At 55.7% G+C, this 11,587-nt stretch carries 11 protein-coding genes; 8 read left to right on the forward strand and 3 right to left on the reverse strand.

Annotated elements, in window-relative coordinates; translation table 11 throughout:
• The first annotated feature begins 22 nt into the window (after positions 1-22).
• Both carA and OSB_RS10830 read left to right on the forward strand, forming a co-directional pair.
• Positions 23-1,183, forward strand: a complete 1,161-nt coding sequence (gene carA / locus OSB_RS10825) for a glutamine-hydrolyzing carbamoyl-phosphate synthase small subunit (RefSeq protein ID WP_049835018.1) — start codon at positions 23-25, stop codon at positions 1,181-1,183.
• 76 nt (positions 1,184-1,259) lie between these two features.
• Positions 1,260-3,200 carry a glycosyltransferase family 2 protein gene (locus OSB_RS10830; protein ID WP_049835019.1) on the forward strand — a complete coding sequence of 647 codons (1,941 nt, stop codon included), beginning with the start codon at positions 1,260-1,262 and terminating at the stop codon, positions 3,198-3,200.
• Here OSB_RS10830 and OSB_RS10835 read toward each other — a convergent pair.
• Positions 3,157-3,798, reverse strand: coding sequence for a GntR family transcriptional regulator (locus tag OSB_RS10835; RefSeq protein ID WP_049835020.1), 642 nt, complete (start codon positions 3,796-3,798; stop codon positions 3,157-3,159). The two genes, OSB_RS10830 and OSB_RS10835, sit on opposite strands and share 44 nt — an antisense overlap.
• A gap of 99 nt (positions 3,799-3,897) precedes the next feature.
• Between OSB_RS10835 and OSB_RS10840 the strand changes: the two genes are divergently transcribed.
• From OSB_RS10840 to OSB_RS10860, 5 genes are all read left to right on the forward strand, one after another.
• Positions 3,898-4,542 (forward strand): pyrimidine 5'-nucleotidase, encoded by a 645-nt coding sequence (locus OSB_RS10840; RefSeq protein WP_049835021.1) that lies wholly within the window; start codon positions 3,898-3,900, stop codon positions 4,540-4,542.
• 42 nt (positions 4,543-4,584) lie between these two features.
• On the forward strand, positions 4,585-5,781 hold the full coding sequence (locus tag OSB_RS10845) for a UbiH/UbiF family hydroxylase (protein ID WP_049836126.1): 1,197 nt from the start codon (positions 4,585-4,587) through the stop codon (positions 5,779-5,781).
• Positions 5,782-5,784: 3 nt separating this feature from the next.
• A complete protein-coding gene (locus OSB_RS10850; protein ID WP_049835022.1) occupies positions 5,785-6,234 on the forward strand; it encodes a hypothetical protein in 450 nt (149 codons plus the stop codon).
• 168 nt (positions 6,235-6,402) lie between these two features.
• Positions 6,403-8,361 (forward strand): DNA gyrase/topoisomerase IV subunit B, encoded by a 1,959-nt coding sequence (locus OSB_RS10855; RefSeq protein ID WP_049835023.1) that lies wholly within the window; start codon positions 6,403-6,405, stop codon positions 8,359-8,361.
• A 9-nt stretch (positions 8,362-8,370) separates the two neighbouring features.
• The gene (locus tag OSB_RS10860) at positions 8,371-9,342 is read left to right on the forward strand and encodes an MrcB family domain-containing protein (protein ID WP_049835024.1); all 972 of its coding nucleotides are present in this window, start codon (positions 8,371-8,373) and stop codon (positions 9,340-9,342) included.
• A 389-nt stretch (positions 9,343-9,731) separates the two neighbouring features.
• Here the strand turns inward: OSB_RS10860 and OSB_RS10865 are convergent, their stop codons facing one another.
• Entirely contained in the window at positions 9,732-10,130 is a 399-nt protein-coding gene (locus tag OSB_RS10865; RefSeq protein ID WP_049835025.1) for a c-type cytochrome, read from the reverse strand.
• A 123-nt stretch (positions 10,131-10,253) separates the two neighbouring features.
• Between OSB_RS10865 and OSB_RS10870 the strand changes: the two genes are divergently transcribed.
• The gene (locus OSB_RS10870; protein WP_049835026.1) at positions 10,254-10,931 is read left to right on the forward strand and encodes a hypothetical protein; all 678 of its coding nucleotides are present in this window, start codon (positions 10,254-10,256) and stop codon (positions 10,929-10,931) included.
• Here the strand turns inward: OSB_RS10870 and OSB_RS10875 are convergent.
• A complete protein-coding gene (locus OSB_RS10875) occupies positions 10,928-11,569 on the reverse strand; it encodes a DUF3047 domain-containing protein (RefSeq protein ID WP_049836127.1) in 642 nt (213 codons plus the stop codon). The genes OSB_RS10870 and OSB_RS10875 overlap by 4 nt on opposite strands.
• Between the last annotated feature and the right edge of the window lie 18 nt (positions 11,570-11,587).

The following is an 11,587-nucleotide window of genomic DNA, read 5'->3' on the forward strand; positions in this document are numbered from 1 at the left end:
CGCTCATCGGGGGATTCGACCAATGGCCAGCACTACCAAACCAACAGCCTGCCTTGTTCTTGCCGATGGCACCGTGTTTTACGGCATGGGTTTCGGCGCAACGGGCACGACCACGGCCGAGCTGTGCTTCAACACCGCAATGACTGGTTATCAGGAAATCATGACCGATCCGTCCTATGCAGGCCAGATCGTAACTTTCACCTTCCCTCACATCGGCAACACAGGCGTCACGCCAGAAGACGACGAAACGGCCAATCCTTTTGCCGCTGGTATGGTCGTCAAACAGGATCCGACACTGCCCTCCAGCTGGCGCTCTGTTGAGCGCCTTGAGCCATGGTTAGAGGCGCGTGGCCGCATTGGCATCGGCGGCGTTGATACGCGCCGCCTGACGCGGGCCATTCGTCAGCAAGGTTCGCCGCATGTGGCACTGTCCCATGACCCCGAAGGCAACTTCGATATCGAGAAACTCGTGGCCGATGCACGCGCCTTCGCGGGCCTTGAAGGTCTGGACCTCGCCAAAGACGTGACCTGTGCGCAGTCTTACCGCTGGGACGAAATGCGTTGGGCATGGCCGGACGGTTTCCCACGCCAAACAGAAGCTAAATTCAAAGTTGTCGCTGTCGATTTCGGTGCGAAACGCAACATTCTGCGTTGCCTCGCCTCTGCGGGCTGCGATGTCACCGTTTTACCAGCGACTGCGACCGCCGAAGAGGTTATGTCGCACAACCCTGACGGTGTATTCTTGTCAAACGGCCCGGGCGACCCTGCCGCAACGGGCACTTACGCCGTGCCAATGATCAAAGACATTCTGGCGCAGGACATTCCAGTGTTCGGCATCTGCTTGGGCCACCAAATGCTTGCCCTCGCATTGGGCGCGAAGACGATCAAAATGAACCACGGTCACCACGGCGCCAACCACCCTGTGAAAGACAATGACACAGGTAAAGTTGAGATTACCTCAATGAACCATGGCTTTACCGTCGATACCCAGTCCCTGCCCGATGGTGTTCGCGAAACCCACGTATCCCTATTTGATGGATCAAACTGTGGCATCGCGGTGGATGGAAAACCTGTGTTTTCGGTCCAGTACCACCCGGAAGCATCGCCTGGACCAATGGACAGCTATTACCTGTTTGAACGCTTTGCTGCGGCGATGGCCGAACGCGCTGGCGTTTCCGCTTAATCCTCAAGTCTCACTCTTAACGGCCCGTTAACCGTTCCTCGTCCAATGTGGATGCGGGACAGGTAACGAGGGCCTTATGGCTTTGATATTCAGCACGCGTCGGCAACCTGCGTTGTCGGAAGCACCGGACGTGGCTGCACGTTTAGCAGCGCCTTTATCTACGGCCGAGGTTTTGGGACCAGATGGCGTAGATGCGGTGCGCGCACATGCGCAGGCTGATGTCGCCAATCGCAATACAAAAGCTCTAAATGACGCATTGCGCCACCGTTTGGGCCTTCCACAATCGACCTTCGCGCAGCTTGAGGCTGGTCTTACCGGAACCTCCGTTGTCGACCCCATCAAACAACCGGCTGACCCGCGCCTCGTGGCTGAATTTGGTCCAAATCTATGCCTCAAACACCGCGTTCTTCCTTGGCGCAGAATTGCTGGTCGCGTTACGGTCCTCGCCATCACCACGCAAGATTTCCTCCGTGTTCGTGATGCGCTTACCGTCATCTTCGGGCCTGTTCATCTGGCCATCGTCACCAGTGAAAACCTTGATTTCGCCCTTAGCCGGATGTGCCATAAAACCTTGATGCACAACGCAGAAATGCGCACTGGCCAAGCTGAGTCTTGCCGCGACTGGAATTCTGGTAAAGCGTTTCGATGGGGGCTGGCCACGCTTTTGACAGTTTGCACCTGCTTAATCATGTGGCCCCAAATTAGCTTTCTCGTTTTGTGTGGCTGGGCCGTCTTCGCGTTGCTGTCCAATACGGTGCTGAAAACAGCGGCGGCCGTCTTGCACCTGTTAACTAAACCACAAGCGCCTGCACCCACGCCGCAACCAGCCGACCAACTTCCCATTGTCACGATCCTTGTTCCGCTTTTTCACGAGCGAGACATCGCAGGCGCATTGGTCGGTCGCCTTTCAAAACTCAACTATCCCACTGACCGCCTTGATGTTTGTCTTGTACTAGAAGCCGATGACGCGACCACACAGGAGGCCCTCGCCGCCACTCAATTGCCCTTTTGGATGCGGGCCATAAAGGTGCCGCTAGGGACACTTCAAACCAAACCCCGCGCCCTGAACTATGCACTTTGCTTTGCAAAAGGGTCGATCATCGGGGTCTATGACGCAGAAGATGCGCCCGACCCTGAACAGATAAACACTGTCGTTAATCACTTCGCGCACTGCAAACCAGACGTTGCCTGCCTTCAGGGGCGCCTCGACTTTTACAACTCTCGTTCCAATTGGTTAGCGCGTTGTTTCACTGTTGAATACGCCACCTGGTTTCGCATCGTTCTGCCCGGCCTTGAACGCATGGGCCTCGTCATCCCGTTGGGCGGAACAACATTGTTTTTCCGGCGTGAAATTTTGGAAGACCTTGGTGGTTGGGACGCCCATAACGTGACCGAGGACGCCGACCTTGGCATACGCTTGGCCCGCCACGGATACCGCACGGAAATCATCGATACAGTCACCCAAGAAGAGGCCAACGCACGCGCATGGCCATGGGTCAAACAACGGTCTCGTTGGCTAAAAGGGTATGCAATCACCTATGGCGTGCACATGCGAAACCCTTTGAAATTATGGATTGAACTCGGGGCATGGCGGTTCTTTGGCACCCAGATGCTGTTTGCAGGAACGATCTCGCAATTCCTTCTTGCACCTTTGCTCTGGTCATTTTGGTTGATGCCCTTCGGCATACCTCATCCGCTTGATGGGGTGCTCGCCCCAAACATCGCGATAAGCTTTGCTGCGATTTTTCTATTGTCAGAAATCATCGGCATAACGGTTTCGGCCATCGCCGTGTCGTCGGCAGGCAAACGCGACCTCATCAAATGGACGCCAACCTTGCATCTGTATTTCCCGCTTGCTGCTTTAGCCGCGTACAAAGGGGTGATTGAGCTCGCCACGAAGCCATTCTATTGGGACAAAACCAGCCACGGGATTTTTGCGCCGTCCCAAGAGAACCAAGACGCCAACGTCACGATTAACCAGCTTCAACCGCAGCCGCATCCAATCGCAGCCGAATAGTGAACGCCTCGCTGATGTGATCGCGGAGCGCCTTGTCGGCAGCATCCCCATCCCCGGCTTCAATCGACGCGACAATGCGTTCGTGCTCTTCCAGCGTATCACTTGGTCGGCCTTCAACAGCAATCGAAGTCGACGCCAGCAACGCCATTGAGCGATGTACAAGGTCCAATTGCTGCACCAAAAACCGGTTGTGACTCGCAAGGTGGATTTGTTTGTGGAACCGACGGTTTGCGCGGCTCATTGCGTCTGGATCATCAACAAGTTTGCGATCCGCCTCTAGCATATCGCGCAAAACGGCCAGCTCTTCGGGTGTTGAATGCCGCGCTGCAAGCCGCGCAGCCAAGCCTTCGAGCGCGCCACGCACAACATAAAGTTCGCTCAATTGGCCATGGTCTAAAGAAGCAACAATCAACGAACGCCCGTCGCGCGTAAGCAAATTCTGTGTCTCAAGACGTTGTAATGCCTCACGAATTGGGGTCCGGGACACGCCAAACCGTTCGGCCAATTCGCTCTCAACCAAACGGTTTCCAGGTTTATATATACCGGTATCAATCGCCTCTAGGATCAACTCGTATGCGTCTTTTTGCGTAGGTTTCATGGGGCTCTTTCAACTGGCAAATTTGCGCGACTGTACGCCACGGTACTTCACGGTATCAACCCTCTCGAATTCCGCACAGAATAGAACTACGTTGAGGCCATGGTTAAGTCATCTTTCTCACATGTGCGTGCTTGGGTCTTTGATCTCGACAACACGCTTTATCCGCCGAGCGTCGACTTGTTCAGCCAAATCGAGACCCTGATGATTGACTTTATGTCTCAGACCTTAGGCATCGACAAAGCGCGTGCCAATCATCTGCGCGGTCATTACTGGAAAACCTACGGCACAACGCTTGCGGGGCTTATGGCAGAACACGACATCGACCCTAATCCGTTCCTCGTCGTTGTGCACGACATCGACTTCACCGTACTGCCCAAGGCGCCAGACCTTGCCGCAGCCATCCGTGCCCTTCCTGGGCGTAAAATCGTCTACACCAACGGCACCGAACCCTATGCGCGGCGCGTGCTGAACGCCCGTGCTTTGGACGGGGTTTTCGATGCGGTTTACGGTGTCGAACACGCAAGCTATCGCCCAAAGCCCGAACAGGCCGCGTTTGAGGCCGTCTTCGCGCTTGATGGTCTTCCTCCAGAACAGGGCGCGATGTTTGAGGATGACGTTCGCAACCTTGCAGCCCCACATGCTATGGGCATGCGAACCGTGCATGTGGCACCAGCGGCGCAATCACACGATCACATTCACCATCACACAGACGACCTCGCGGCTTTCTTGTCGCAGCTTGTCTAACGTGCCTTTCATGCCGCCCCGCGCACGCCTATGTTTCAAAACATGATAAAGACGGACATTTTCATCTCGGGTGGTGGCGTTGCTGGGCTTACGGCAGCCGCCGCATTTGGCGCGGCTGGCTTTTCGGTGCTGATCGCAGACCCAATGCCCCCCATTACCGATGACACAACGGATGGCGCGGACCTGCGTACAACCGCGTTCCTTCAGCCCGCGCGTGACTTTCTAATTGCCGCGGGCCTTTGGGAACGTCTTGCGCCATTCGCGACGCCCCTCCAGATCATGCGTATCGTGGATGCGGGCGGCAAAACGCCAGAGCCACGCGTCACGCGGGATTTTGATGCAGCCGATATTGGTGAACTCCCCTTTGGATGGAACCTCTCAAATTGGCTGCTGCGCCGTGAAATGGTGGCCCGACTGGATGAACTTCCTAACGTCGAGTTTCGCACCGGCGTCGGTTTTGTCTCGATGCTTACGCGCACAAATGAGGCACGCGTAACCCTGACGGATGGCACTCGTATCAGTGCTAAACTTGTTGTCGGCGCGGATGGCCGAGGCTCCCCAGTGCGCCAAGCCGCCGGCATTAACGTCAAAACCAAACGTTTCGGGCAAAAAGCGGTGACCTTTGCCGTTACGCATAACGCCCCCCACGAAAACGTCTCAACCGAGGTTCACCGCACTGGTGGGCCGTTTACGCTCGTTCCCCTGCCCGATCATGAGGGCAAGCCATGCTCTGCCGTGGTCTGGATGGAAGACGGCCCAGAAGCTGCGCGTCTCGCTGCCCTGCCCGTCGATGATTTCAACAAAGAAGCGACCCGTCGCAGCGCCGAGGTTTACGGCCCGCTAACCCTTGTTAGTCGCCGTATGGTCTGGCCGATCATCAGTCAAATCGCGGATAAACTGTCCGCCGAACGCGTCGCCTTGGTCGCTGAGGCCGCCCATGTCGTGCCACCCATCGGAGCACAGGGCTTAAATATGTCGCTCGCGGATATGGCCTGCTTGCTCGACCTCGCGACAGCCAACCCTGACGGCTTGGGCAATGCGGACATGCTGAAAAAATACCACCGCACCCGACACACCGACATCACGCTCCGCGCCAAAGGCGTCGATATATTGAACCGCGCGTCCCAAGCCGAAAACCCGCTGCTGCGCGACCTGCGCGCAAAGGGCGTTGAGGCATTGTATGGCGTCGCTCCGTTACGTAAGACTCTGATGAAAATGGGTTTGGGTGCAAAAGGTTAAGTCGTGAAATCTATTTTTACAGCAACATTTTACCTGCTCAGCAGCGCTTGCGTTTTCGCTCAGACGCCGGACACTGCCCTTGGCATTCCTGTGCTTTCCTGCTCAACCGTCAAGTTCTTCCCTGGAACAAACGCGGACAGAATTGCCGCCACCGCGTCAAATACAGAATCAGAAATCCGACCGATGGCGGGCCGCTTCGATGTCAGAGAGCTCGGTACGCCAATGCAAAATGTAGTCGCCGAATACACCATCTCAAAAATCGACGACACGCAGGTACACGCGATAGAAACCGCGCTGAGCGCCGGAACAACAATGCACCTCACGCTTAGCGTTGCCCAAGAACCGGTAAACGGGATCTGGCACGCGGTGAATTCCCTTTGGTTGGAACCCGAAGGAAACCGATCATCGGAAACACCAAACGTTTGGAATCTTGAGTGCCGCGACGCCTCCTAGGTTTCCTGCTGTGGGATTACCCCATCAGATAGGGAAAATCAGATGACGCGAAACCCGATCCTTTCCTTAGCCCATTGCGCGAAACCTTAACTAGATCGTCGCAACCACACTTCCCCCTCCCGCGACCCCATGGCATACTCTGGCAAACCAAAACCAAATGAGCAGCACATGGCCAACGATCTACTGAGCGGGCAAACGCCTTCTGACTACGACGCCTCTAGCATTCAGGTGCTTGAGGATATGGAGCACGTACGCCTGCGCCCCGGTATGTATATCGGTGGTAAAGACGACCGCGCGCTGCATCACATGGTTGCCGAAATCGTCGATAACTCAATGGACGAAGCCGTCGCAGGCCATGCGACTTGGATCGAGGTTGAGCTTCACGAAAACGGCCACGTCACCGTGCGCGACAATGGGCGCGGCATTCCGACCGATCCGCATCCGTCTGACCCAACGAAATCCACCCTCGAGATCATCTTTTGCACGCTGAATGCTGGCGGCAAATTCTCGGGTGATAACTACGAAACCTCTGGCGGTCTGAACGGTGTTGGCTCCTCTGTTGTGAACGCACTGTCAGACCATGTGCGCGTCGAGGTTGCCCGCAACAAAGAACTCGTCGCGATGGAATTTTCCCGCGGTGTGCCGCAAACCAAGCTAGAAACCGTCGGCGCCGCACCCAATCGCCGTGGCACCGCCGTCACATTCCACCCCGATCCAGAAATCTTCGGCTCGCTGCGCCTTAAGCCAGCGCGCCTGTTCGCGATGGCGCGCTCCAAGGCTTACCTGTTCTCAGGCGTCGAAATCCGCTGGAAAACCGCAATCGCTGACGGCGACACCCCGATGGAGGCCAAGTTCCACTTCCCAGGTGGCCTATCCGACTATCTGAAAGAACGCCTTGATGGCGCAACCGTATATTCTGAGGTCCCCTTCGCCGGAACCGTCGATTTTCGCGATAAGTATAACGAGGTCGGCAAGGTCGAGTGGGCCGTCAACTGGACCCCATCGCGCGATGGCTTCATCCAATCCTATTGTAACACGGTCCCCACCCCCGAAGGCGGCACCCACGAGCAAGGCTTCTGGACCGCGATCCTGAAAGGCATCCGCGACTACGGCGACCGCGTGTCCAACAAAAAAGCCAAGCTTATCAACCGCGACGACCTGACAACGGGCGGCTGCGCGCTGGTCAGTATCTTTGTGCGCGATCCGCAATATGTCGGCCAAACCAAGGACCGTCTGTCCAACGAAAGCGCTACCAAGATGGTCGAAGGCTCCGTGCGCGACCACTTTGACAACTGGCTGGCCTCCGACACCAAATCCGCCGGTGCGATTCTTGATTTCCTTGTGCTGCGCGCCGAAGAACGCCTACGCCGCAAGCAGGAAAAGGAAACATCCCGTAAAACCGCCACGGCCAAACTGCGCCTGCCCGGTAAGCTGACGGATTGTTCCAACAAGAACCGCGAAGGCACGGAGCTGTTCATCGTTGAGGGTGACTCTGCGGGTGGGTCCGCGAAAATGGCCCGCAACCGCAAGACCCAAGCGCTGCTGCCGCTCAAGGGTAAAATCCTCAACGTGATGGGGGCCGCGTCCAACAAGCTTGGCACCAATGCGGAAATTAGTGATTTGACCCAAGCACTTGGCGTGCAACTGGGGGCGAAATTCAACGTCGACGATCTGCGCTATGACAAGGTCATCATCATGACCGATGCGGACGTCGACGGTGCACATATCGCAGCACTTTTGATGACGTTCTTCTTTAGCCAGATGCGCCCGATGATCGACGCAGGCCACCTCTACCTCGCCTGCCCACCCCTGTTCCGCGTCACCCAAGGCGCGAAACGCGAATACTGTCTGGACGAGGCCGAGAAGAACGAAGTTCTCGCCCGCGGTCTGGGTGGGTCCGGCAAAATGGACGTGTCCCGCTTTAAGGGCTTGGGCGAAATGGACCACAAAGACCTAAAAGAAACCACAATGGACCCAGCAAGCCGCAAACTCATCCGCGTCTCAATCGACGAAGACGAACCGGGTGAAACAGGCGATCTGGTAGAGCGTTTGATGGGCAAGAAACCGGAAATGCGGTTCCAATACATTCAAGAGAACGCGCGGTTTGTTGAGGAGTTGGATGTTTGAGGAGTAAAAATGCTGCATGACGATTTGGCGCGATTGGCCAAAGAATATGTTTATGAACGCGGAAAAGAATTTTCAGGCAGTGAATTTGCTAGTTTCGTAAGGCATGACCTTGCATTGGAAGCAAAGAAAAGTACGGTCTTCTTACCCTACGACCTGGAGCTAAAAGCAAGCGTAGGACAGTCAAAGTGGGCATCTGTGCCTTGGCTCGCTTTCTTTGACCCACTCATTACTGACACGGCAACGCGTGGTTTTTATGTTGTCTTTTTAATTAACCCACAAAGCGAAGAAATCGTTCTTTCTCTCAACCAGGGAACCACGGAAGTTTACCAGGAGTTTGGAGAAAACGAACGCGGTAGAAACGTTTTGGCACGGCGTGCTGTAGAAATGTCCGAACGGGTGTCAGATTTCGCTAAGTTATTTGACTGCGGGAAGATTGATCTCGGGTCCGATGCCAAGCTTCCCGCAGGTTATCAGGCGGGTCATGCGTTTGGGCGAGTGTACAATGCGAACTCCATAGATGAATCGGTTTTTTACCGTGACCTCGAAGCGATGCTCGCCGCTTATCGTTCCCTTGTAGATAGAGGGGGAAGGACTCCAATCGACTCGATGATGGAAGAAGCAGGGTCAACTGATATCGAAGAGACAAGGCGGTATGTCCTCTCACGGCGCATTGAAAGAGCTAAAAACGTTCGAGAAAAAGTTCTAAACTTGCGTGGAGCCAAATGTGAAGGTTGCCAACTAGACCCCCGGATCCACTATGGGTTCAATGGCCCCTTGAAGAACACTCCGCTCGATGTTCACCATGCAAAACCAATTCGAGAGCTCTCAGAAGGCGAGACTCGCCGCTATAAATTACCCAGCGATTTCCTTGTTTTGTGTCCAACTTGCCATCGTGTAGTCCACAAGCAAGAAGACCCATCAGACTTGATGCAATTAAGGCAAAGTATTCGATTTACTCATGCCAAACTTTCCAAGTGGTGAACACTGTCTAAGTTGATTTTGAAACTATCTGTAGGTTCGGGCACTGCCAAATCTTTGATTTGGCTGGGTGACGCACCCCCCCCCTCCAAACCAAAAACGGACGACCCTGAGCGGCTAACTCAGGATCGACCGTTCCAAGGTTGCTGTTTCGTCACTTTGCTGAGTGGTGTCAGACTGGGGGGTCTTGACGCAGAGTGGGCAGCAACGGGACTACACAGTCTTTTTGCCACGTTGGGCCGCGCTTGGTTAGCTCTCCGGATGGTCAGGCGGCGGATCATTGGGCTGGGTGTCCTATCCTTGCGGATAGGTCAGGCGCAATCGCTGGGCTCCGCCCGTTCACCTCTTGAAACGTCCACTGGACGTTTCATCCGCTCGTGCGGAACCGTGGCTTACTCCTGCACGCTTTCCAACCATGACCCGAGCGCCAGCAGACGTGCCGGAATGGGCGTGCCTAGACCAAATTCATCCTCAACAACAACCGTCGGCCCCATGCCTGCTGCGCCGAACTCAGGCATTGCGGCGCTGAAGTGGTCGCCGCGCTCAAACCCGTCGATCACACCGAGCACATAGTCCCGTGGGAAGTTGCCGCCGTTGTCAGCCGCAAGCACGGTCAAGTCGGGCGGCATGGTAAACAACTGTTCGCCAAACTCGCCCATGCCCTTGCCGTCCGCCCCGTGACAGGCCGCGCAATTTTCTTGGAACAACACGCCGCCAGCCTCAACGCTGACATCTAGTTCCTGCTCAACACATCCCGCCAAAAGCAGCGGTGCAATCCATAGGGTTTTCATCGTGGTGACCTCCTGTTTTGTCCAAGTATAGGCGTTATGGGGCGCGCTACTTTGATCCAGATCAGCCGCCTGCACATTACGATCCCCCTTGGCACCGCTTTACGACCGGCCTAGCGTTCGCACATGCGCATTCTTCTCGCCCTACTGATTTTGGCTGCTTGTGGACGTGGCATCACGCCAAGCGAACGCACGCTTATGGGGGAAATCATGGGCGAGAGTTTTCACGCCAATGACGTCAGGATGGTCGAGGCTGGATTTATCGGGATGTGGACGCGGATCTATCCGTCCCGCCCACAGGTGACATGCCGTGAAAAGATTGCGCCACCCGCCAGCGGACCAACGATCCAAACGCGCACAGCAGGCGTAGTCGCATGGCGGCACGTGTTAACCAACCCTGACTGGACCATAGACAATTACGCAGAGGGCTATCCTGATCGCATTAACCTCGTCGCGGCGATGTATTTCGCCCATGAGATGACCCATGTTTGGCAATGGCAGAACCGCGCTGCGACGGGGTATTCCCCGTTTCGCGGGCTCGTAGAACATAAGCCCGGCGTGGACCCGTATCTGTTTGATCCGGAAGAAAAAATAAGTTTCCTAGAGATGGGATATGAGCAGCAAGCGTCCCTAGTTGAGGAGTATATTTGCTGCCGAACTTTGGCCCCCGAAGCGGCGCGAACACAGCGCTTATACGACACCCTCGCGGCGGTTATGCCAGTGCAGCACCCAACACAAACGCCGAGACCTGTTGAGGTGCTCGGCGTTCATGAAGATGCAGATTTGTTAGGAATTTGCGACTAGCGCACGGCGAGGTTTGAAATAGACCCGCGGATGGTTGAACCCGTATCATCGCTGTCACCGGAAACCGCGATCCCCACAAGCGCACCAGGTGTGCCACCAAAGGCCGCTGCGAAGTCGCTGGCAAGGTTAACGCTTTCGGAATTGCTGCCCGTTCCGGCAGAGCGCAAAATCACGTTCGCGCCTTGGCCCGGTGCATATGGCGACTGCTGAACAGAGCCGCGCGAATGGTTACCGCCCCAGACGTATTGCAAGATGCGCACGTTCGGGTTGCCGTTCAACTGGCGAATGTTCGCGCCTTCCATGTTGGCGGCGTCCGCTTCCGGCAGGAACACGAAATAGACGGAAATATTGCGATCATCACCACCTTTACGGCGCAGATCAGTAGCAGGAACGGATTGATCAACGGACCAGTTCCAAGACGCAGCGCGCGCGCCCCAATCGCCACGCCCAGTGCGTGTCCATGCAAGGGAAACACCGCCATCAGAGGCGATCGTCATTGAACCACCGTTGAAGGAATAGTCGTTTGAATTGAACAGCTGCAGACGCTGCTCGTTCCAGCTGCCCCCGAATGAAATCGGGCCTGCGGCAACAGCCGAGGCGGACAGAGCCAATGGGAGAACAAGAGACAGAATACGCATGATAACACCTTTCAATTT

The sequence above is a fragment of the Octadecabacter temperatus genome, assembly GCF_001187845.1.
Classification (GTDB): domain Bacteria; phylum Pseudomonadota; class Alphaproteobacteria; order Rhodobacterales; family Rhodobacteraceae; genus Octadecabacter; species Octadecabacter temperatus.

Bases quoted from the DNA above. Each gene is read 5' to 3' on its own strand.
- carA (WP_049835018.1), top strand. From the start codon at position 23: ATGGCCAGCACTACCAAACCAACAGCCTGCCTTGTTCTTGCCGATGGC.
- OSB_RS10830 (WP_049835019.1), top strand. From the start codon at position 1,260: ATGGCTTTGATATTCAGCACGCGTCGGCAACCTGCGTTGTCGGAAGCA.
- OSB_RS10835 (WP_049835020.1), bottom strand. From the start codon at position 3,798: ATGAAACCTACGCAAAAAGACGCATACGAGTTGATCCTAGAGGCGATT.
- OSB_RS10840 (WP_049835021.1), top strand. From the start codon at position 3,898: ATGGTTAAGTCATCTTTCTCACATGTGCGTGCTTGGGTCTTTGATCTC.
- OSB_RS10845 (WP_049836126.1), top strand. From the start codon at position 4,585: ATGATAAAGACGGACATTTTCATCTCGGGTGGTGGCGTTGCTGGGCTT.
- OSB_RS10855 (WP_049835023.1), top strand. From the start codon at position 6,403: ATGGCCAACGATCTACTGAGCGGGCAAACGCCTTCTGACTACGACGCC.
- OSB_RS10860 (WP_049835024.1), top strand. From the start codon at position 8,371: ATGCTGCATGACGATTTGGCGCGATTGGCCAAAGAATATGTTTATGAA.
- OSB_RS10865 (WP_049835025.1), bottom strand. From the start codon at position 10,130: ATGAAAACCCTATGGATTGCACCGCTGCTTTTGGCGGGATGTGTTGAG.
- OSB_RS10870 (WP_049835026.1), top strand. From the start codon at position 10,254: ATGCGCATTCTTCTCGCCCTACTGATTTTGGCTGCTTGTGGACGTGGC.
- OSB_RS10875 (WP_049836127.1), bottom strand. From the start codon at position 11,569: ATGCGTATTCTGTCTCTTGTTCTCCCATTGGCTCTGTCCGCCTCGGCT.